Origin of the sequence: Flavobacterium sp. (assembly GCF_044377315.1) — a bacterium.
In the GTDB taxonomy this organism is placed as follows: Bacteria; Bacteroidota; Bacteroidia; order Flavobacteriales; family Flavobacteriaceae; genus Flavobacterium.
The window spans coordinates 1-22,301 of the sequence record NZ_JBILJG010000019.1 but is presented as its reverse complement, the minus strand read 5'-3'; the positions used below and the strand labels follow the sequence as shown (position 1 = coordinate 22,301).

The window sequence follows — 22,301 nt, the reverse complement described above, 5'->3', positions numbered from 1 at the left end:
AAGTTACGAGAATTGAGTAAGTTGAAAAGAATCTTTAATCAAATCTTCCAATTCTTTCATTGGATTTAAAGCGTTTTTAAGTTTTTCTTTGTCAACTTTAGAAAGGTTTTCAATTGTAATATATTGTCCGTCGTTATCATTTTTCAATCCTTCTACAGTTCGAATTTTATTTAACACTAAAAATGCTTCCGCACAAGCGAGAAAAACTTCAGAATTTGCAGGATTTGAAATGGCTAATTGTTTGAATCTTAGATAAGTATTGTTAATACCTTTGATGTGATTGCTAAGTGTAAACAAACGAGCTGCATCAACCAGTGGCATAATTGCTCTATTTTTTAAATCAAATTTATCTTTGTAAATACCTTCATCTTCTAGGTTGAATTTTTTAAAGAAACTTAGTGGAGCAGGCTTTCTAAGCGCATCGTTTCCTAAATAATCAAAAAATAAGCCATTTTTTTGAGTGTTTTTCATTACCAAATTACTGATAGCTTCTTCAATTTTTGACTCACCAATTACTAACTCGTAGTCAAAGAATATTCCGCTTATGTTATCGCTATTTTCACCTGGAGTATTCATCCAAGTGTCATACTGTTTAATCCAGTCTGTTAGTGATTTACACCAAAACATATTACTTGCATTATATCCATACGAACAAGGTGCATAACCAACTTGCTCTAAGATAGAAACTATTTTTTTAGACAGTTTTATAAAATAATCTTTCACATCTCTATAGTTAGCTTCGGCAACATCTTCAAAAATTAAAAAACTATCTTGATCAGTTAGCAATAATTGTTCTTTACGCCCTTGACTACCAATGCTAAACCATGCAAAACGAGCAGGAGCAGAGCCTAATTCTATAGTAGCAATTTCTACAGCACGTTTTAAAATAGCAGTGTTTATTTCGCCAGCCACATTCATAACATGAGAAAGTGGAATGTTCTTATCTAAAGAAGTTTGTATAAGTTCGGCAAGCTTAAGCCTAACTTTGCGCAAATCTTTTGGTTCTTGTGAACGTTTGATTTCTTTAATCAAAACACCAGGATTGCTGGCTTGGGCAATAATTAAATCATGCTCAGTAATAATCCCTTTAACTTCCGATTTGTCAGTTCCATCAACGGTTACACACAAATGACTCACGCTATATTGAAGCAAAAGTAGTTGCGCTTCAGCCAAAGAAACATTCTCAGTTACAGCAATAACAGGTGATGACATAATTTTATCAATAGTCAAAGTCATTGGAAATCGAGCTGTGGCAATTTTAGAACGCATATCGCTATCAGTCACAATTCCGATAGGGTAATTTTTATCAGTAACAAGTACAAAATCAGAATTGTTCTCGGTCATTAATTGTGCGGTTTCTTTAATAATACTGGTAATAGCTGTGGTTAGAGGAAATTTATTATAAGTTAATGATTGAAAATATTGTGTTTCTGATTTAGAATTTGAAAAAATGACCGTATCCGAAATTAATTTTCCGTTAGAATCGTTTGAACTATAATTGGTACTTGCAAAACTTTCTAAAAGAAAATTCAAAACTTCTGTATTTTGAGCAACAAATGGTTTGAAAGTTTCGATAGGGATAGCATAAATAATGCTTTCCTCACGAGCTTTGGCAGTCATCATATAGTTATTTTTGGCAAAAAATGGTCGTAAACCAAAAATTTCACCTTCAACACATTTGTTTAATAATGTTTCTTCAGCATCTGAAACTATTGACAGATTTATAACACCAGAAGCAACAACATAAAAACTGTCGTGAAGTTTATCATTAATTTGAAAAAGCGATTGATCTTTTTCAAGATTAATAACACGAATATTGGTAGCAATTTGAGTTAATTCATCAAAAGTTAAATTGCTAAATGGTAAATGAACTTTAAGAAAATCAGCTATTCTTGATGCTATTGCGTTCATCGATTAATGATTAATTAATAAATGTAAAAATAGTATAAAAACAATAACTAACAATACTAATAGTAGGTTTTAAATAAATTGCAGTTGTTGTAGTAAAAACAATAGAATATGGGAGTTCAAAAATATTCTATTTTACATAATATAAATTATAGTGCAAATTAATAGTTGTAAAATTAATCCTCAAAAGCGATTTCTCTAAATTTTTTACTAATTAATAAATTGAGTTTAAGCTTGTAGTCTTCAATTAACCAATCTCTATAATTTTTACTACAATGACTTAAACAATTAGCATAACGTTTCATTCGATATTCAATATCATCGGTAAGTTCTCTTGCCAAAAGTTTTGCACTGTATAAATCTTCTGAATTAATGACACACATAGTAGCATGTTGTTCAAGCGATTTTTCTATAACAACTTTTGAGCGAAGATTTTGTGCAATTGCCAATTTATGTTCTTCATCAATATTAAAAGTTACAATTTCAGTTTTAGAGAATTTTTTTCTCAATTCATCAGACATTACGTATTTGAAATGTGTTTCAATTTCGGCATCATCACGAAGATTTTCAAGATAATATTCGGGGGATTCAAAAATATGCTGCCAATTTACAGGATCGCTCCATAGACCAAATCTAGCAGCGTTGTTTCCTAAATCTATAACTGTAAATTTGTCTTTATTCGGCAATCTTCTTGAGCCTCGTCCAATCATCTGAAAATACAATGTCAATGATTTAGTGGCTCTATTCAGAATTATACTTTCTACTGTTGGTTCATCAAAACCAGTTGTTAAAATTCCAACAGAAGTTAAAATGGCATTTGGTGTTTTCTTGAACCAATGCAAAATTTGCTTCCTATCTTCGGTTGAAGTTGTGTTGTCTAAATGTCTAATTTCAAATCCGGCAGCTTTGAACATATCATAAACATATAATGATGTGTTGATTCCATTATTAAAAATTAATGTTTTTTTTCCTAAAGATTTTTCCGTGTAAGCATGCAAAAGTTTTTCTTGCATTACCATATTACTATACAAATCATCGGAAGATTTTACTGTATAATCGCCATTTATTCCAACTTTTAACGAGCTTAATCCAACATCATAACTATAGGTAGTTGCTTCTGCCAAAAAACCGTTTTTAACTAAAGAAGTAATTGTGTCACCAACAATCAATTCGTTATAATTTTGATACATTGGTAGTTTAACATTAGAACTTAACGGTGTGGCAGTAACACCAAGAATAAAGGCGTTTTTGAACGAACTTAATAATTTTCTAAACGAATTATAATGTGCTTCGTCAATAATTACTAGTCCGATGTTATCTAAATGAAGTTTCTCGTCGTTTATGCGGTTTTTTAAGGTTTCGACCATAGCAACAAAGCACGAATAATCATTTTGATCTGGTAATTCTTTGACTTTACTGTTAATTATTTTATTTTTTACATCAAAACCTTTAAGCATTTTAGATGTTTGCTTACAAAGTTCTATTCGATGTGTCAAAACCACCACTTTTTTGTTATGTTGCGACAAATAGCGTCTTACAATTTCAGAAAAAATAACCGTTTTTCCACCGCCAGTTGGCAATTGATATAATAAATGATAATTGCTTTTAGCATTATCTAGTCGTTTAAAAATGGCATCAATATCACCTTGTTGGTAACCGTAAAGCTCCTTTTTTTCTTCGATTTCTGTTTCTATATCTATGTGTTGCATTGTGCAGTTTTGGTGATTTTGCAAAAATACACCTAAACAATAGTTAAACATCAAAATATCGATGAAATGCAATTTTATATGTTAATACGCTCAATTTTATCAATAAACTGATATGAATTCATCCATTTTTGATGTAAAGCTTCATCATGAATAGCCACTACTCTACTTTTGAATTCATAAAAAATGCCTTTTTCAAAAACAAAAGCTATAACTTGTTCAAACGAATTAAACATACTTTTATAAAAAGCTTCTTGGTTAATTTGTTTTTCAGAGGATAATGTTTGAGCAATTTCTATGTTATAAAGCATTATATCAGCAATGATAAAAGCATCGACACCTAGAGAAATATAATGTTTAATGAACTTTTGAGCAACCGAACGCCGCATTTTTGGTTTTTTTTCACGAACCGGAAAATATTCATTTGATATTTTGAGTTTTGCTTCTTTTATCAAATCATTTTCTTTTGGATTAAAAACAAAATCATAATAGACTTTTACATCTTTAAATTTTTCATACAACTCAATAACTTGCTCTTCAAGCTGTGTCTTGGTTAGTTCGGAAACAAATTTTTTTAAATCTCTTTTACTCATAAATGCTAAATTATTGCAAAAGTAATGCAGTTTGTAGGTTTTTAAATTTGGATATAGTTAATTTTGCATTTAAAAATAATTAAATGATGACAAAAATATTTAAATACACTGCCATTTTAGAGGGAATATCCTTTTTAATTTTATTAGCTAACATGCTTTTTATTAAGCCAACAAACCAAGAATTATACAAAACCTTTCTATTTCCTATTGGAATGGCACACGGCGTTTTATTTATTGGTTATGTATTATTTTCAGTTTTGATAAAAAAAGAACAAAACTGGAGCTTTAAAGACTTAGCCGTTGTAAATATCGCTTCCTTTATACCATTTGGAACATTCTACATAGAAAAAAAGTATTTAAAAGATGTCTAATTTTATTGGAAAAATATTTGGTTGGTGCTATCCATTTTTGCTCCAAATTGGTATTAATGATACGCTTGCTTCCTACACTAGTTTGTTATTAAACATCATTCTATTAGGTTTTTTAGCATATGGAATTTATGTAATGTTCAAAATAATTTTGGTAACCATGTTGGTTGTAATTGCCAAAAAAACCAAAACAAATTTTGATGATTTATTAGTTAATAATCAGACTGCTAAATACATAGCACATTTAATTCCGTTTCTGTTTATTTACAAATCTGTTCCTATTATTATGAAAGATTTTGTTAGTTGGGAATGGTTTTTTGCCAAAATTGTTGGAGTTTATATCGTTTTATTTAGTTTATGGATAAGTAGAAGCTTTTTAAATGCTTTTAGAGATTTTCTTAAATCCAAAGAACGTTTTAGTGATAAACCTATTGATAGTTACGTTCAGGTAATAATGATTGTGCTTTGGATGTTTGGTGTTTTTATAATTATCTACGAAATTTTTGATATTGAAAAAAAGACTATTCTTGGTGCATTAGGAGCTATTTCTGCCATTATCATTTTAGTTTTTAGAGATACCATTTTGGGATTTGTTGCTAGTATTCAAGTTTCATTGAACGATATGGTTCGTATTGGCGACTGGATTACATTTGATAAATTTGGAGCAGATGGTGATGTTATAGAAATTAATTTGGCAACTGTAAAAGTTAGAAATTTTGATAATACTACAACCACAATTCCAACTTATAGTTTAATCTCAGATTCATTCAGAAATTGGCGAGGAATGCTTGATTCAAATGGTAGAAGAATTAAAAGACATTTACTTATAAAAGCAAAAAGTATTCGTTTTTTAACCGATGAAGAATTAGAAAAAATGAAAAAAATTCAATTAATTTCTAAATATATAGATACTCGCCAAACCGAAATTAATAGTTATAATAAAACTTATAATGTTGATAAATCACTTTCTATTAATGGTAGAAACATGACTAATTTTGGGTTATTCAGAAAATATATAACTAATTATTTAGAAAATTATCCTGGATTGAACAAAGATATGATTTTGTTATGCAGACAGTTACAACCTACTGCTTACGGAATCCCGTTAGAAATTTACACATTTTCTAAAGACCAACGATTTGAACAATATGAATATATAATGGCCGATATTTTTGATCATATTATTGCCTCCATTATTTATTTTGATCTAGAAATATTTGAATTCCCCACAGATAAAGACACTTTTGAAGCATCACAACTTCTGTAATCTTTCTTCAACATATTCATTTTTTTTTCAATGAACTTGTCATTTTCCTTCTAAACTTACACTAATCCATTGTTATTTTATCTATTGTGATAATGTTTCTTTAGTTATCCTGTCTTTAACGGATTTAAATATTTGTTTTTGAGTTATTTACGTTTATTAAACCAAACTTATTTATTTTCTTTCATGTCATTAAAAACCCGTTTCATGACATTTATCTTTACCCGTATTATATTTTAAACTAACTTTGAAAGACGAAAATCAATTTAATTGTTTATAAAACACATAACAAAAAAGTGCAAACAACTGTTTAATTACTTGATAATTAAAAAAAAAAACTATATTTGCAGCTTGTGAGATGTTGAGAACAATAAAAAAATGTTAAATTATATATCAAATCATGAAGAAAAGTTTACTACTTATTTCATTATTATCATTTGCAACAAACTTCAGTCAAACTGACGAAAACACAGATGGAGAAAAACAATCAAATGGATATAACCGTTGGACGATTGAAGTTAATGCTGGTCAAAGCAGAGGTTTAAATCCTTTTTCAGAAGGTTATTCTTCTAGTGATGCAAGTAAAATTTTAGGTAAATTTACATTTAATAATTTTGGAATTGGTGCTAGATATATGATGAATCCAAAATTTGGAGTAAAAGCAGATCTAAATTACGATATATTTAAAAATTTTGATAATAGTCCTAAAAAATTTGAAGTTGAACAATATCGTTTGGGAATACAAGGTGTAATAAACGCTTCACGATTATTGGGTATTGAAGAAAATCTTAAAAGATTTGGGCTACTTATTCATGGAGGAGTAAATATATTGGCAATGTCGCCTAAATTAGATACAGGAAAAGATATAACTTTAGTAAATACTCCTGGTGCTGAATTCAATGTGCAAGATTCAAATGCAGGAAATACTGAATATAATGGAGGTTTAATTTTTGGTATTTCTCCACAATATAGAATAACTAATAAGTTAGCAATTAGTTTTGATTTATCTACAATTAGTAACTACAGACAACATTTTGCATGGGATGGGCACTATGCTCAAGAAAACAATAATTTATCTGGTCGAATGATAAATTACAATTTTGGACTAAATTATTCATTGGGAAGTAGCGATTTTCATGGTGATTGGGCTTTAATTGAAGATAAAAAACTGCAAGAAATTACAGAACTTGATAATAGAATTAATGATTTAGAGACACTGATGAACGATACCGATAAAGATGGTGTTCCAGATTATTTAGATGTTGAAAACAATTCTATTACAGGTGTTGCTGTTGATACAAAAGGTAGAATGATTGATGTTAACAAAAATGGTGTTCCAGATGAGTTAGAAAAATTAGTAACAATGACCACAAGTAAAGATGGTGTTGATGGGGTAAGTGGTGAAACCAAAACTGCAAATGCTATAAACGCTCAAATGATTGAAAAATTAATAAATGAAGGTTATGTTACTGCTTACTTTGAGTTTAATCAAACTGATCCAACTGACGCTTCTACAGAAGGTATTGACTTTATTTTGACTTATATGCGTAACCATCCAGAATCTACTATCGAGATATTAGGTCATGCCGATGAAGTTGGAAACAGTGAATATAACAATAAGTTAGCCAATAATAGATCTGCAAATGTTAAAAAAGTTTTAATAGATGCAGGTATAAATGCTAGTAGATTAGTCGTTATTGGAAAAGGTGAAGATAAATCTGTTAATCCTAATTCTTCTCAAGCTAGACGATTGGTAAGAAAAGTGTCTTTCAAAATTAAAAAATAATTAACAATTAATTATTAATAACTAATGTAAAACCTCTGTCATAACGACAGAGGTTTTTTTTATCTTTAAAATAAAAAATGGAAGATAGAAATCAATTCATAGAAAAATTCAGAGGAGAACCAATCGGAACTATAACCGAACAATCGTCAGTGGATGAAATTTTTCAAAATAAAACCCTACGCCCTATTTTAAAATTACAAAATGATTTATTCATTGAAGTAATTAAAAATCAAATAAGCAAACATAAAACTGATTTTTACCATTTTCCAGCAGAAAAGAAAATGGCATACATTGAGCATATTATTAAAAGTGAAGTGAAGTTTAGGAATAGCATGAAAGGTATTATAATAAGCCTTTTTACCATCGATGAATATAATACTTACATTAAAAATTCATCCAGTCTAAACAAACGAATGATGAATATGCTAATTGAAAGAATAAAGAATCAGATACAATTATTTGAGATTGTTGAATCGTAAATTTTATTTATAACATTCCGTTATATTTTCTAATAAACCATTCAGAAGCTAATGAAATAGCTATTAAAATAAGTAACCAAATCCAATCAATAATTGGCGTTTTCTTTACAATTGATTTTTGAACTGCCTTGTAATCTTCGTTGGCTAAAAGTATTTTTACTAAATCATCAATTTGATTTGGAACATAAGCTTTTCCATTGGTTTGAGAAGCTAATTGTTTCAACTTAGTTAAATCTGGATTTACAAATTGTTTTTCAATATCAAAATCTAAAATTTCAAAACCATTTGTATAAGAAGCATTTGAATTTAATTCTTTTACCGTAAATGTATATTGACCAGCTATTAATCCGTCCAAACTAACCTTAAAAGCATTTGAATCGCGTAACAAGTCGTATTTCTTAACTTGTTTGGTTTTAGTATTTGTTACCGAAATCGTCAAACGAGCTTTTTCATCTAACTCATAATTTTTATTAAAATACTGAGCAGTTATTTCTAAAGCATCTCCAGAATTATAAAAACGTTCATGATTGATAATGAAAGATTTTTTAGAATTATTAGTGGCTAAGAATTGAATGGTTTTATCAACAAACAAATCAAAATCGGTGAATTCTTTTTTGTCTAAATAGTTTTGTTCTCGCCATTTCCAACTGTTTTCTCCAAACAAAAATGCACTTCTCAAACCTTGATTATCTGAAAAAGCCAATAGCGGTGAATTAGTTTCGATATTTCTAATTCTTGAAGTTAATAAAACCGAAATATTTTCATTTGCTGTTATTGTTCCAAATGGATTTTCTAATGGAGGAAAGTTTTCAAAACCAATATTATCAAGTGCAAACAAGTTGAAATTACTTTCATATGAAGCCAAATAATTCTCTTTTTGAGAAGACATTTTGAAATCGAATACATTCTGATATTGATTCAAAAGATTATAGTCGGAATTAGTTCCAGTAATAATCCAAGTGTTTAGTTTTGCATTCTTATTGGTTTCAAAAAGTTGTTTGAATTCACCATTTGGTTGATACAAAATCAAAACATTAAACTTGTCTAAATCGTTGATTTCTTTAGGCTTTACAATAGTTACTTTACGAGAAGCATTAGATTCAATACTTCTTTTCAAGGCGCCAACATCTGGATGATTTATGACAGAAACTAGTGCCACTTCTGTTCGCTGATCTATAACTTCGACTGCAAATTTCTTTGAATTGTTGTACTTATTTTGTTCAGATTCTGATGATGAAATGGTTGCCGTGAATAATTGCAAACCAACTTTATCAGCAGGAAGCAATACAGTAACAACTTGCGATTTTCTTGATGGTGAAAAAGCAACAGTTTGTTTAGCTAAAACACTATTTCCTTGTGAAATACTGAAATTTGTATTTATACTTTTGTTACCAGCATATTGCAAAAACACTTCTACAGGAAATTTATTTTTGTGAAAAGCGTATTTATTGGCATTAACTTGCACTATTTTCAAATCAAGATAAGTAGTTGTATCACCTACAACCAAAGGATAAACTTTGTTTTTAGTATCAAAACTATAGACAAAATCTTCACCCGAAGTTTGGTTTCCATCAGAAATTAAAACCGTTGGATAACTTAGATTTTTGTTACTACTTTTTAGATTTTTGGCAACTTCAGAAATTTTAGATTCAGTTCCTGTAAAATCGAATTCGTCAGCCGATTGAAATTCGCTATCAAATTTATACGATTGAATATCGAACTTTTCTTTTAAATAAGCGTTTGCATTTAGTTTTTCGAATAATTCTTTTGAAGTTTTATCTGCTTTAAGATCTGCAATAGATTTGGAATTATCAACCACAATTGCCAATGGCGTTTTGATAGTTTCAAATGTTTTTCGGGAAAGAATTGGATTGATTAACAAAAGTAAAATTCCGAAAATAGATAAAAAACGTAAAAAAGCCAGTATTTTGGTCACTTTAGACTTACTACTAGCTTTATAAAAATATTGAAAATAAGACAAACCACCAGCAATTGCTATGGAAAGTAATAGTAAAAGAATTGTGTTTGTCGGCATTATTTTATTGAATAATTATTCTATTTGTTTAGAAAATCGTTCTTTTTGTTTTTTGCTAATTTTAGTATAAATAAAATTAATGTTAAAACTTCTATGCAAAAACCTATTGTTAAAAATGAATTACCTGTTAATGGTCCAATTTCAAGATGTGTTATTTTGAATAGTACACCAAAAATAATATAAATCATTCCTATTGCAATAATGATTATTAAATATTTATTTTTCATTTTAAAACTAATAATGGTTAATTACGGAATGCTATAGCCCAGATAGCAGTGGAAATCCTTTTCCTTTTTTTATTTAAAAAACAAAAAATTGCAACGTATAGCTGGAAATAGCTTCTAATAAATAAATTAAGTCAACATTCCACCACAAACATTCAATACTTGCCCTGAAACGTAAGCACTCATATCTGAAGCTAAAAATAAACATGCGTTGGCAACATCTTCTGGAGTTCCACCACGTTTTAACGGAATTGAATCTCTCCAACCTTGTACAACATCTTCATTTAGTTTAGCAGTCATTTCGGTTTCAATAAATCCAGGAGCGATTGCGTTGCAACGAATATTTCTAGAGCCTAACTCAAGCGCAATAGATTTGGTAAAACCAATCATTCCAGCTTTTGATGCAGCATAGTTGGCTTGTCCGGCATTACCCTTTACCCCTACTACGCTACTCATATTTACAATTGAACCTTTACGGTTTTTAAGCATTACTTTTTGAACTGCTTTTGTCATATTGAAAACTGATTTTAAGTTGATTTCGATTACTTTATCAAAATCTTCTTCACTCATTCTCATTAACAAGTTGTCTTTTGTGATTCCGGCATTGTTTATTAGAATGTCAATGTTTCCAAATTCTGCGATAACATCGTCAACCAATTGTTGTGCTTCATTAAAATCGGCTGCGTTAGATTTATATCCTTTTGCTTTAATTCCTAAACCGCTTAGTTCGTTTTCTAAAACTAGAGCCGATTCAGCAGATGAACTGTATGTAAAAGCTACGTTTGCTCCGTGTTGTGCAAATACTTTTGCAATTCCGCTACCAATTCCGCGACTTGCGCCAGTTATTATAGCTATTTTTCCTTCAAGTAATTTCATATCTAAAATGTTTGTGTTATGTTTGACTTAATAAACGCCAAATATAGCACTATTTTACTATTTGAAAAAATAGAATTTGACCGCAAGAACTAATTAATTTCGTCGTCTAATACAATTAAGCTAGCCAACTAATTAATGCAAAAAATGCAACATGACTTTGAGACTATTTATAACCAATATAATGTTTTGGTTTACAATGTTGTGTTGCATTATCTTCAAAATATGGAAGATGCAGAAGAAATTACACAAGATGTTTTTGTTCAAGTTTATGATTCGTTAGCTTCATTTAATGAAAAAGCTTCAATAAAAACATGGATTTATCGCATTTCAATTAACAAAAGTTTAGATTATTTAAAGCATAAAAGAAGTGTAAAACGTTTCTTCATTTTTGGAAAAAAATCAGAAAATGAGTTTGAAATAAATAATCTTTCCACCTTTGAACATCCAGGAGTTGCATTGGAAAATAAGGAAAATGCTCAGATTTTGTTTCAAACTATAAATGAATTAACCGAAAATCAAAAAACTGCTTTTATACTTTCAAAATTAGATGGATTGAATAATCCCGAAATTGCAGAAATTATGAATGTTAGCATTTCGTCGGTTGAATCATTGATTTTCAGAGCAAAAGCTTCTTTGAAAGAAAAATTGAGTACCAAATTTGAAAATTATCGCAAAAAATAAAATAAGTTATCGTCTAAAATAATATGGAAAGAGAAAATTTTATAAATGAAATTTTAAATAGTGTTGAGGGAATTGTAAAAGTGAAACCGAACGAGGCTCTTTTTCAAAAAATTGAGCAACGAATTCAAGAAACAACTGTTTCATTAAGAACCTTGTGGCTTGTTGCTGTTTCAACTGCGGTTATGATTGCAATAAATCTATTTTTAATAAGTGGAAAACCTAGTTCAGGAGAATCTAAAATGGCAAGTTTAGAGCATTCTATAAATAAGAGTAATCAATTATATAAGTGATGAACAAAACTAAATTATTATCAGTAGCTGTTATAGCATTGTTAGTGCTAAATTTTGGGATTTTAGGATATTTATTTCTATCAAATAAGCATGAGCCTAATGGAAGAAAAATGCCAAGAGAAATTATAATTGAGATACTTCATTTTGATGAAAATCAAATTGTTAAATATGAAAAAACAATACAAGAACATCAAAAATTAATTAGGAAATTAGATAGTTCTATTAGAAAAACGAAAAACGAATTGTATCAATTATTGAATGAAGAAAAAATTGATTCATCGCAAAAAGATAGTTTGTATTTGAAATTAGCTAATTATCAAAAGCAGATTGAAACAACTCACTTCAATCATTTTTTGGAAATAAAAAAACTTTGCAAAAAAGAACAATTAGATGATTATGAATACTTAACAGGAGAATTAAGCAGGTTGTTTTCACATAAACCAAGACTTAAACATTAATTTTTAAACCAATAAAAAACACAATATGAAATTACTAAAAGCATTATCTCCTCTCTTGTTTTCTTTTCTTATATCTTGTAATTCTGATGATGATACAGCATACCAAGCAATAGTAACAACTACTTTTCCTAACGTAACTGAAGCATTTGGCACAAAAATAGATTTGAATAATTTAGTAAATTATGCCAATCAACCTATTCCAAATTATATCACTCGAATTAATGGTACGAATAATCCAATTACTGATAAAGGGGCTACTTTAGGTCGAGTTTTATTTTATGATAAAAAACTTTCTTCAAATAATACCATTTCTTGTTCAAGTTGTCACCAACAAGCTAATGCTTTTAGTGATGTTGCAGTAGCGAGTCAAGGTGTAAACGGAACAACAGGAAGACATTCTATGCGATTAATTAATAATCGTTTTGCAAATGAAGCAAAATTCTTTTGGGATGAAAGAGCCATTAATTTAGAAACTCAAACCACAATGCCAATAAAAGACCATGGCGAAATGGGATATAGTGGCACAAATGGTGACGAGGCTTTTTCAGGATTAATTACAAAATTATCTGCAATTGGTTATTATAAGGAGCTGTTCAAATTTGTATATGATTCTGAAGAAATTACTGAAAGTAAAATGCAATTAGCTTTAGCACAATTTATTAGAAGTATTCAATCATTTGATTCAAAATATGACGCCGGAAGAGCTTTAGTAGCCAATGATAGACAACCATTCTCAAATTTTACTGCACAAGAAAATCAAGGAAAGAATTTATTTTTATCGCCTCCTGTTTTTAATGCAACTGGAAGTAGAACTGGTGGAGGTTTAGGATGCGCTGGTTGTCATGCTGCTCCAGAATTTGATATTGATCCCAATTCAAGAAATAATGGAATAATTGGAACTATAAGTGGTGTTGGAATTGACATTACTAATACTCGTGCGCCATCTTTACGAGATTTAGTTAAAACAGATGGAAATACAAATGGTTCAATGATGCACACAGGAGTTATTACAACTTTACAAGCTGCTATCGGACATTATGGAACTATTAACTTAGCTCCTGGAAATACTAATCTAGATCCTAGATTACGTCCAAATGGTTTTGGTCAACAATTGAATTTAACAGCTCCAGAAGTTAATGCTGTCGTAGCATTTTTAAGAACACTTTCTGGAACAAATGTTTATGTAGATAGTAAATGGTCTAGTCCTTTTTAAGATTAAAAATATTTTTACAAAAAAAGAGCTTTCAATATCTGAAAGCTCTTTTTTTATATAAACGAGATATTTATTATCCCATAACTTCTTTAACTTTTTTACCAATTTCTGCAGGAGAATCTACTACGTGAATTCCGTTTTCTCTCATGATACGTTTTTTTGCTTCAGCTGTATCATCAGCGCCACCCACAATTGCACCTGCGTGTCCCATTGTTCTTCCTTTTGGAGCTGTTTCACCTGCAATAAATCCAACTACTGGTTTACGGTTTCCATCAGCTTTAATCCATTTTGCAGCATCAGCTTCTAATTGACCACCAATTTCACCAATCATAACGATACAATGCGTTTCAGGATCATTCATTAATAATTCAACAGCTTCTTTTGTAGTTGTTCCGATAATCGGGTCTCCACCTATTCCGATTGCTGTTGTAATTCCCATTCCTTGTTTTACCACTTGGTCAGCAGCTTCGTAAGTTAAAGTTCCAGATTTAGAAACGATTCCAACATTTCCTTTTTTGAAAACAAAACCAGGCATGATACCAACTTTAGCTTCTTCTGGAGTGATTACACCAGGACAGTTTGGTCCAATTAATCTACAATTTCTATCTTTAATATAGGAATATGCTTTAATCATATCTGCTACTGGAATACCTTCTGTAATACAAATAATAACTTTAATTCCAGCATCGGCAGCTTCCATAATGGCGTCGGCAGCAAAAGCTGGTGGTACAAAAATAATAGTGGTGTCTGCTCCTGCTTGTTCAACAGCATCTTTTACAGTATTGAAAACAGGTCTGTCTAAATGTGTTGAACCACCTTTTCCTGGCGTTACACCACCTACAACATTTGTTCCGTATTCAATCATTTGAGAAGCGTGAAAAGTTCCTTCGCTACCTGTAAAACCTTGAACAATTATTTTTGAATTTTTATTAACTAAAACGCTCATAGTATGTTTAATTTGTTTGTGTATATTTTACTGTGTTGCAAAAGTATAAAATAGTAATTAGTATTTAGTGATAAGTAATTAGTTTTTTATACAATTTTTGCTAATTTTCTATATATGTTTTATGAAAATTGGCTCATTTGAAAACCGCGGTATAACTTATTGTCTTTTATTTCCCAAATAACAAAAAAGTGACCTAATAACATATCTTCTCTAGGATTTTCAATTGTTTTTACAAAATGCGAATATCTTATAAATACTTTATTATCTTCTGCTATAGTATGTGTTATTTGCATTTTTGAACGAATATAAGAACGGTTGAGTTCTTCACTTAAGTTTATAACATCATCATACTTCATTTGTAAAAAACCTTTACTACTATTCCATTCAATAATAATATCTGGATGTAAAAATTCTTTAACTTCCTCTTTATTCAAAATTAAATCATTTTTGTAAAAATCGAGAACTAGTTCCTTTGCTTTCATTACTTTATAGATTTTAATAATTCTGGAATTTTCTTAATATTAGCAAGTTGTTTTAGCTTTTCACGCGATTCTTCAATTGGCGTTCCAAAATACGTTTTGCCTCCTTCGATAGATTTAGTAATACCTGTTTGCCCTAAAACTACTGCTTTTGTACCAATTGTAATTCCGCTGGTTGTACCAACTTGTCCCCATAGTGTCACTTCATCTTCTATAATTACGCAGCCAGCAATTCCGGTTTGAGCTGCAATGAGACATTTTTTTCCAATAATTGTATCGTGACCAACATGTACTTGGTTGTCCATTTTTGTTCCTTCACCAATTGTTGTATCGCCTGTTACTCCTTTATCAATGGTACAAAGTGCTCCAATCCCAACATTATCTTCTACAACTACTCGACCGCATGAAATCAATTGATCAAAACCTTCTGAACGTTTCTTATAATAAAAAGCATCTGCGCCAAGAATAGACCCAGCGTGAATTATGACATTATTTCCAATAACAGTATTATCATAAATAGAGACATTTGAATGAAGTAAGCAATTCTTACCAATTGAAACATTATTTCCAATAAAACAATTAGGTTGTATAATTGTTCCTTCACCAATTGTAGCCGTTTCAGAAATAGAAATAGTTGAAAATTGAAAAGGTCTAAAATGTTTAGTCAATTTATTAAAATCTCTAAATGGATCATCAGAAATCAACAATGCTTTTCCTTCTGGACAATCAACATTTTTGTTAATTAAAACAATTGTTGCCTTAGATTGCAATGCTTTATCGTAATATTTTGGATGATCTACAAAAACAATATCGCCACTTTCAACAACGTGAATTTCGTTCATTCCCAAAACAGGAAAATCATCGCTTCCAACGTATTGGCAATCGATGATTTTTGCAATATCTTTTAAGGACTGTTTTTTTGAAAATTTCATAATTCAATTAGATAATTTGATAATTAGAAAATGTGTCAATGAAAATTATTTTATTCTCAAATTGACAAATTATCTAATTAACTATTCTTTTACACGTTCCATATAAGAACCTGTTGCTGTATCAATTTTTATTTTATCGCCTTCATTTATAAATAAAGGAACGTTGATAGTTGCGCCTGTTTCAACTGTTGCAGGTTTAGTGGCATTTGTTGATGTATTTCCTTTAACACCTGGTTCAGAATAAGTAACTTCTAATACTACAGAAGCTGGCATATCTACCGAAAGTGGCAAATCAGTTTCAGTATTAATTTGAACCATTACATTAGTTCCTTCTTTTAGCAAATCTGGTGCATCAAGAATGGTTTTGTTCAAAGTAATTTGTTCAAAAGATTCATTATCCATAAAGTGAAATTGATCCCCTTCAGCATATAAATATTGAAAAGTATGTGTTTCTACACGAACTTCATCAATTTTGTGACCAGCAGAAAAAGTATTATCTAGAACTTTGCCGTTGGTTAAACTTTTAAGTTTTGTTCTAACGAAAGCTGGTCCTTTTCCTGGTTTTACGTGAAGAAATTCGATGATTTTATAAATATCATGATTAAATTTTATACAAAGTCCATTTCTAATATCTGATGTAGATGCCATTTTAATTTATTTAGTTTTTAATTTATTGTTTTAAATAATGTTATGCCCCAATAAGCATTATTATCTTTTTTATGTACATTTTCAGTTTTTACAAGTTCGTATTCCTTTGAAATAGCATCAATAAAATTTTGCCCAATTCCGTAGATAGAAATTATAAAATAACCTTTTCCATTATTGAAAAAATTTGAATAATACTTCAGTGTTTCCATATAATCATCTAAATAATAGATAACTTCATTAAAAACTATAACATCATACTTTTCATTTGAACTATATCTTTGAATATCAGAAACCAAAAATTGAGTTTTTTCATAGTTCTTTTTTTTTGCTTGATAAATAGCCGTATCTGATAAATCAATTCCTAAAAAGTGTGAAAAATCTTCAACTTGTATATTTTTTCGCAAAGATCCAAAACCACAGCCAAGATCTAATATCTTTGGTTTTTCAATGTTAGTTTCTTTAATAAACTCTACTATTTTAAGATACCTAGATGTTTCTCTATCAATATAATTCCATTTTCCAACGAAATATTTATGATTCCAACCTAATCGTTTTTTAAACCAAAATAGCTTTCTACTAAAATTCATACTATTTGCAATATTTATAGACTTCCTGAATAACCTTTCATTATTCCGCGAGATGAATTTCTTATAAAATCTAATATTTCGTCTCTTTCTGGAGAAGCAGCCATTTCGGCTTCAATAATTCCAACTGCTTGTGAAGTGTTATAGTTTTTTTGATATAGTATTCTATAAATTTCTTGAATTTCTCTAATTTTTTCAGAGGTAAACCCTCTTCTTCTTAAACCTACAGAATTTATTCCAACGTATGATAGCGGTTCTTTTGCAGCTTTAGTATAAGGCGGAACATCTTTACGAAGTAATGAACCTCCAGAAATCATAGCATGATCGCCAATACTAATAAATTGATGTACAGCAGATAAACCACCAATAATTGCATAATTACCTATTGTTACGTGACCACCTAAAAGCACACCGTTTACAATTATCACATTATCACCAATATGACAATCGTGAGCAACGTGCGCAGTTGCCATTAGTAAGCAATTATTTCCAATTTTAGTTTGACCCGAAGCTATAGTTCCTCTATTTATTGTAACACACTCTCTTATAGTACAGTTATCACCTATTATTGCAAGTGAATCTTCACCTCCAAATTTTAAATCTTGGGGAACAGCTGCAATAACTGCACCTGGAAAAATATTACAATTTTTGCCAATTCTTGCTCCTTCCATAATAGTAACATTGGAACCTATCCAAGTACCGTCACCAATAACTACATTGTTGTGGATAGTTGTAAAAGGTTCAATGACAACATTTTTGGCTATTTTTGCGCCCGGATGAACGTATGCTAATGGTTGATTCATATTTTATAGGTTTTAGGTTGTAGGTTTTTGGTTGTAGGTTGCTTTTCTACTAGCTACTACCAAAACCCTACTGCCTTAAATTATTGTTTTTTTGCTATTTGTGCCATTAATTCAGCTTCTGCAACTAATTTTCCATTAGCGTAAGCATTGGCTTGCATATGACAAATTCCTCTTCTGATTGGAGAAATTAAATCACATTTGAATATTAAAGTATCACCGGGTAACACTTTATGTTTAAATTTAACATTATCAATTTTCATGAAATAGGTCAAATAATTTTCGGGGTCTGGAACAGTGCTCAAAACCAAAATTCCACCCGATTGTGCCATTGCTTCTACAATTAATACGCCAGGCATAACTGGAGCATCTGGAAAATGTCCAACAAAGAAATTTTCATTCATTGTAACATTTTTCAGTCCAACTACATGCGAATCTGACATTTCAAGAATTCTGTCAATCAATAAAAACGGTGGTCTATGAGGAAGCATCGCCATAATTTGGTGAATATCCATCAATGGTTCTTTGTTTAAATCGTAAACTGGAATATGATTTTTTTGCTCAATTTTGATGATTTTTGCTAACTTCTTTGCGAATTGTGTATTTACAAAATGGCCAGGTTTGTTAGCAATTACCTTTCCTTTTATCCAACAACCTACAAGTGCTAAATCACCAACTACATCAAGTAGTTTATGTCTTGCAGCTTCATTTGGATAGTGTAACGTTAAATTATCTAAAATTCCATTTGGAGTAACAGCAATAGTTTCTTTGCCAAAGGCTTTTTTTAAATTTTCCATTGTTGATTCAGAAATATCTTTATCAACATAAACAATAGCATTATTTAAATCACCGCCTTTAATTAATCCTTTATCTAAAAGTGTTTCTAGTTCATGTAAAAAACTAAACGTTCTTGAATCAGAAATTTCAGCTTTAAATTCAGAAAGATTTTTCATTGTAGCATTTTGAGTACCAAGAACTTTGGTTCCAAAATCGACCATAGCAGTAACTTGATATTCGTCAGATGGCATTATTATAATTTCGCTACCTGTTGCTTCATCTGTAAACGAAATTACTTCTTTAACCACATAATACTTTCTTTCTGCCTCTTGTTCTTCAACTCCTGCTTTTTCAATAGCTTCTACAAAATATTTAGACGAACCATCCATAATTGGAGGCTCCGATTCGTTTAATTCAATTATAACATTATCTACATCGCAACCTACAAATGCGGCCAATACGTGTTCTGAAGTTTGAATTTTAACTCCTAACTTTTCAAGATTGGTACCTCTTTGAGTGTTTACTACATAATTGGCATCTGCTTCAATAATGGGACAACCTTCAAGATCAACACGGACAAAGGTATATCCATTATTGATGGGTGCAGGTTTAAATGTCATTTTTACTTCTTTTCCTGTGTGAAGTCCAACCCCTGTTAGAGAAATTTCGTTTTTGATGGTTTTTTGTTTAACCATAGTTTTTTATTATTTTATTGAAAATTTAATTTATTTTCTTTTTTATATCTTCAATTTCAGAAATTATTTTTGGAAAATTTCTAAAATGAACAAATGATTTGCTAAAATCACTATAATTGAATGCCGGTGAACCTTGAACTGTTTCGCCATCACTCAAATTTTTACCGATACCCGATTGCGCCTGAATTTTTACATTGTTACCAATTACCAAATGACCCGCAAATCCAACTTGACCGCCAATCATGCAATTTTTTCCTATCTTGGTTGAGCCGGCAATTCCTGTTTGAGCTGCAATTACAGTATTTTCACCTATTTCGACATTATGTGCAATTTGAATTTGATTATCCAACTTTACTCCTTTTCTAATAATTGTTGAACCTAATGTAGCTCTATCTATGGTTGTACAGGCTCCAACTTCAACATTATCTTCTAAAATAACATTACCAATTTGAGGAATTTTGCTATAGGTTCCATCGTCATGTGGTGCAAACCCAAATCCATCAGAACCAATTATAGAACCCGAATGAATAGTACAATTATTTCCAATTTCTGTTTCAGAGTAAACTCGAACACCCGCAAAGAAAACACAATTATCACCTATTAAAACATTGTCACCAATAAAAGTATTAGGATAAATTTTGACATTTTTTCCAATCGTAACATTTTTACCAATATAACAAAAACTTCCTAAATAAAGGTTTTCGCCATAAATTACATTTTCTGAAATAACAGAGGGTTGTTCAATACCCGACTTCATTAACTTGACTTGGTTGTAATATTCTAGTAATTTAGAAAAAGATTGATAAGCATCATCTACTTTTATCATTGTCGTAGCTACCTCTTGTTCGGGCTCAAAATTTTTGTTAACTATTGTTATTGTAGCCTCGGTTGAATATATATAATTATTGTATTTTGCGTTAGATAAAAAAGTCAATGAGCCTTTTATGCCTTCTTCAATTTTGGCTAATTTATATACTTCTGCACTAGGATTCCCTACTACTACTCCATCAAGAATTTTGGCTATTTGTTCGGCTGTAAATTTCATTACGACAAAAATATAAAAAATAGATTTACTGTAGTTGTTTTGGGTAACAAATATAATATTTTGTAACGGGTTTTGATAACGCTTTCAAGTTTAATTGATCTGAAGCTTCTACAATATCTTCAATTGTTTTGTCTTTTTTCAATATCCTTATAGGCTCAGCAATTTTGCTATATGCCTGATTCTTAATTTTTCCTTTAAAAATAAAATAGTTGCTATCTTCTTTCGAAATAGTATGTTGCTCAGAAAATTTAGCACCAAGATTTTGAATTTCTTCAACCGGAAATTTATCACTACTCAATTTTATCTTTAATAAATCTCTATTAATTATCATTTTACTTAACGAACTAAGTATAAAATCATCATTAAATTGCCATGCTTTAATAGCGCTAATGATATCAAAATCGTCTAATTGAGAGAATTTGAGTAAGGTTGCCTCATCAAAATTTTCAAGTTCAACTTTGGTATTCAAGAAAAATTGAAACGGTTTACTACTTTCTAAAATTGTTCCGTTTTGAGTTAAAAATTTGGCTCTTTTTAATATTTTGGTTAAAATTAATTCGGCAACCAAACTGGTTTTATGCAAATAAGCTTGCCAATACATTAATCGTCTTGCCATTAAAAATTTTTCTATTGAATAAATTCCTTTTTCTTCCATTACTAAAACATCATCAACTACATTTAGCATCTGAATAAGTCTATCTGAATTAATATTTCCTTCGGCAACACCTGTGTAAAAACTATCTCTTTTTAGATAATCCATTCTATCCATATCCAACTGGCTTGATATTAGTTGAAGCATGAATTTTCTATGGTAATCTCCTTTGAAAATTTTAATTGCTAAAGAAAGTTTTCCATCAAATTCTTGATTTAGTCTATTCATGAAAAGCATTGAAATTTCTTCGTGATTTACATTTTCTACAATACTGTGTTCCATAGCATGAGAAAATGGCCCGTGTCCAATATCGTGTAGCAAGATCGCAATGTAAAGTGCATCTTCTTCTTCTTGTGAAATAAGTATTGCTTTAAATCGAAGCACTTCAACAGCTTTTTGCATAATATGCATACAACCTAAAGCATGATGAAATCTTGTATGATGGGCTCCTGGATAAACTAAATAGGATAATCCCATTTGAGAAATACGACGCAACCTTTGAAAATAAGGATGCTGAATTAAGTCGTATAATAATGAATTGGGAATCGTAATAAATCCATAAATTGGATCGTTTAGAATTTTTTGCTTATTGATGGTATCCACTAATGTTGATGCTAATTATTTATGCAAATATACTAAAAACAGATTAGGTATTTTACTAGTTATTTTAAGTTCAATTGTAAAAAAAAGAGGCTGTCATTTCTGACAGCCTCTAATTTATTGAAAAGAATTAATTCTTATCTTTTAACCATACGAACAGTTTCTACTTTTTCACCTTGAGATACAATAACATTGTAAACTCCAGCTGGATAGTTAGCACCTAATTCTAATGTGTTATCAGTAGCATTAACTTCAACTCTAT

Annotated in this window: 23 protein-coding genes; 8 read left to right on the top strand and 15 right to left on the bottom strand. The window is 30.1% G+C overall.

Features of this window, described 5'->3' with window-relative positions; translation table 11 throughout:
• Positions 1 to 3: 3 nt before the first annotated feature.
• The 3 genes from ACIQ66_RS07420 to ACIQ66_RS07410 all read right to left on the bottom strand — a co-directional run bounded on the left by ACIQ66_RS07420 (position 4) and on the right by ACIQ66_RS07410 (position 4,207).
• Complete coding sequence (locus ACIQ66_RS07420) at positions 4 to 1,911, bottom strand: DUF294 nucleotidyltransferase-like domain-containing protein (protein ID WP_396212161.1); 1,908 nt, start codon at positions 1,909 to 1,911, stop codon at positions 4 to 6.
• A 173-nt stretch (positions 1,912 to 2,084) separates the two neighbouring features.
• Positions 2,085 to 3,617, bottom strand: coding sequence for a DEAD/DEAH box helicase (locus tag ACIQ66_RS07415; protein ID WP_396212160.1), 1,533 nt, complete (start codon positions 3,615 to 3,617; stop codon positions 2,085 to 2,087).
• Between the two features lie 74 nt (positions 3,618 to 3,691).
• Positions 3,692 to 4,207, bottom strand: coding sequence for a DUF6155 family protein (locus tag ACIQ66_RS07410; protein WP_396212159.1), 516 nt, complete (start codon positions 4,205 to 4,207; stop codon positions 3,692 to 3,694).
• Positions 4,208 to 4,293: 86 nt separating this feature from the next.
• Here ACIQ66_RS07410 and ACIQ66_RS07405 point away from each other — a divergent pair, with 86 nt between their 5' ends.
• The 4 genes from ACIQ66_RS07405 (at position 4,294) to ACIQ66_RS07390 (ending at position 8,104) form a co-directional block, all read left to right on the top strand.
• Positions 4,294 to 4,578, top strand: coding sequence for a DUF3817 domain-containing protein (locus ACIQ66_RS07405; RefSeq protein ID WP_396212188.1), 285 nt, complete (start codon positions 4,294 to 4,296; stop codon positions 4,576 to 4,578).
• Positions 4,571 to 5,842: a mechanosensitive ion channel family protein gene (locus ACIQ66_RS07400; RefSeq protein ID WP_396212158.1), complete on the top strand. Its 1,272-nt coding sequence runs from the start codon at positions 4,571 to 4,573 to the stop codon at positions 5,840 to 5,842. Before ACIQ66_RS07405 ends, ACIQ66_RS07400 begins: the two co-directional genes overlap by 8 nt.
• Before the next feature lie 397 nt (positions 5,843 to 6,239).
• On the top strand, positions 6,240 to 7,625 hold the full coding sequence (locus tag ACIQ66_RS07395; protein ID WP_396212157.1) for an OmpA family protein: 1,386 nt from the start codon (positions 6,240 to 6,242) through the stop codon (positions 7,623 to 7,625).
• Positions 7,626 to 7,702: 77 nt separating this feature from the next.
• Positions 7,703 to 8,104: a glyoxalase gene (locus tag ACIQ66_RS07390; RefSeq protein ID WP_396212156.1), complete on the top strand. Its 402-nt coding sequence runs from the start codon at positions 7,703 to 7,705 to the stop codon at positions 8,102 to 8,104.
• A gap of 7 nt (positions 8,105 to 8,111) precedes the next feature.
• Here the strand turns inward: ACIQ66_RS07390 and ACIQ66_RS07385 are convergent, their stop codons facing one another.
• The 3 genes from ACIQ66_RS07385 to fabG all read right to left on the bottom strand — a co-directional run bounded on the left by ACIQ66_RS07385 (position 8,112) and on the right by fabG (position 11,239).
• The gene (locus ACIQ66_RS07385) at positions 8,112 to 10,139 is read right to left on the bottom strand and encodes a hypothetical protein (protein ID WP_396212155.1); all 2,028 of its coding nucleotides are present in this window, start codon (positions 10,137 to 10,139) and stop codon (positions 8,112 to 8,114) included.
• Between the two features lie 20 nt (positions 10,140 to 10,159).
• The gene (locus ACIQ66_RS07380; RefSeq protein ID WP_396212154.1) at positions 10,160 to 10,366 is read right to left on the bottom strand and encodes a hypothetical protein; all 207 of its coding nucleotides are present in this window, start codon (positions 10,364 to 10,366) and stop codon (positions 10,160 to 10,162) included.
• Between the two features lie 126 nt (positions 10,367 to 10,492).
• Positions 10,493 to 11,239, bottom strand: a complete 747-nt coding sequence (fabG, locus tag ACIQ66_RS07375; RefSeq protein ID WP_396212153.1) for a 3-oxoacyl-[acyl-carrier-protein] reductase — start codon at positions 11,237 to 11,239, stop codon at positions 10,493 to 10,495.
• 144 nt (positions 11,240 to 11,383) lie between these two features.
• On the opposite strand from fabG, the gene ACIQ66_RS07370 reads away from it, so the two are divergent.
• The 4 genes from ACIQ66_RS07370 to ACIQ66_RS07355 are packed head-to-tail and all read left to right on the top strand — an operon-like array spanning position 11,384 to position 13,881.
• The gene (locus ACIQ66_RS07370) at positions 11,384 to 11,920 is read left to right on the top strand and encodes an RNA polymerase sigma factor (protein ID WP_396212152.1); all 537 of its coding nucleotides are present in this window, start codon (positions 11,384 to 11,386) and stop codon (positions 11,918 to 11,920) included.
• 23 nt (positions 11,921 to 11,943) lie between these two features.
• Positions 11,944 to 12,210: a hypothetical protein gene (locus ACIQ66_RS07365; RefSeq protein WP_396212151.1), complete on the top strand. Its 267-nt coding sequence runs from the start codon at positions 11,944 to 11,946 to the stop codon at positions 12,208 to 12,210.
• A complete protein-coding gene (locus ACIQ66_RS07360; protein ID WP_396212150.1) occupies positions 12,210 to 12,668 on the top strand; it encodes a hypothetical protein in 459 nt (152 codons plus the stop codon). Before ACIQ66_RS07365 ends, ACIQ66_RS07360 begins: the two co-directional genes overlap by 1 nt.
• 25 nt (positions 12,669 to 12,693) lie before the next feature.
• Positions 12,694 to 13,881, top strand: a complete 1,188-nt coding sequence (locus tag ACIQ66_RS07355; RefSeq protein WP_396212149.1) for a cytochrome-c peroxidase — start codon at positions 12,694 to 12,696, stop codon at positions 13,879 to 13,881.
• 73 nt (positions 13,882 to 13,954) lie between these two features.
• Here the strand turns inward: ACIQ66_RS07355 and sucD are convergent, their stop codons facing one another.
• The 9 genes from sucD to ACIQ66_RS07310 form a co-directional block, all read right to left on the bottom strand.
• Entirely contained in the window at positions 13,955 to 14,827 is an 873-nt protein-coding gene (gene sucD / locus ACIQ66_RS07350) for a succinate--CoA ligase subunit alpha (RefSeq protein ID WP_396212148.1), read from the bottom strand.
• A gap of 119 nt (positions 14,828 to 14,946) precedes the next feature.
• A complete protein-coding gene (locus tag ACIQ66_RS07345; RefSeq protein WP_396212147.1) occupies positions 14,947 to 15,309 on the bottom strand; it encodes a nuclear transport factor 2 family protein in 363 nt (120 codons plus the stop codon).
• Complete coding sequence (locus ACIQ66_RS07340) at positions 15,309 to 16,238, bottom strand: UDP-3-O-(3-hydroxymyristoyl)glucosamine N-acyltransferase (RefSeq protein ID WP_396212146.1); 930 nt, start codon at positions 16,236 to 16,238, stop codon at positions 15,309 to 15,311. The genes ACIQ66_RS07345 and ACIQ66_RS07340 overlap by 1 nt, the downstream gene beginning before the upstream one ends.
• An 81-nt stretch (positions 16,239 to 16,319) precedes the next feature.
• Positions 16,320 to 16,886: an elongation factor P gene (gene efp / locus ACIQ66_RS07335; RefSeq protein WP_396212145.1), complete on the bottom strand. Its 567-nt coding sequence runs from the start codon at positions 16,884 to 16,886 to the stop codon at positions 16,320 to 16,322.
• A gap of 17 nt (positions 16,887 to 16,903) precedes the next feature.
• Positions 16,904 to 17,473, bottom strand: coding sequence for a class I SAM-dependent methyltransferase (locus ACIQ66_RS07330; protein ID WP_396212144.1), 570 nt, complete (start codon positions 17,471 to 17,473; stop codon positions 16,904 to 16,906).
• A 14-nt stretch (positions 17,474 to 17,487) separates the two neighbouring features.
• Complete coding sequence (gene lpxA, locus ACIQ66_RS07325; protein ID WP_396212143.1) at positions 17,488 to 18,273, bottom strand: acyl-ACP--UDP-N-acetylglucosamine O-acyltransferase; 786 nt, start codon at positions 18,271 to 18,273, stop codon at positions 17,488 to 17,490.
• An 80-nt stretch (positions 18,274 to 18,353) separates the two neighbouring features.
• Positions 18,354 to 19,742 (bottom strand): bifunctional UDP-3-O-[3-hydroxymyristoyl] N-acetylglucosamine deacetylase/3-hydroxyacyl-ACP dehydratase, encoded by a 1,389-nt coding sequence (locus tag ACIQ66_RS07320; RefSeq protein WP_396212142.1) that lies wholly within the window; start codon positions 19,740 to 19,742, stop codon positions 18,354 to 18,356.
• Positions 19,743 to 19,767: 25 nt separating this feature from the next.
• The gene (lpxD, locus tag ACIQ66_RS07315) at positions 19,768 to 20,787 is read right to left on the bottom strand and encodes a UDP-3-O-(3-hydroxymyristoyl)glucosamine N-acyltransferase (protein WP_396212141.1); all 1,020 of its coding nucleotides are present in this window, start codon (positions 20,785 to 20,787) and stop codon (positions 19,768 to 19,770) included.
• Positions 20,788 to 20,812: 25 nt separating this feature from the next.
• Positions 20,813 to 22,042, bottom strand: a complete 1,230-nt coding sequence (locus tag ACIQ66_RS07310) for an HD domain-containing protein (protein ID WP_396212140.1) — start codon at positions 22,040 to 22,042, stop codon at positions 20,813 to 20,815.
• Positions 22,043 to 22,301 lie beyond the last annotated feature (259 nt).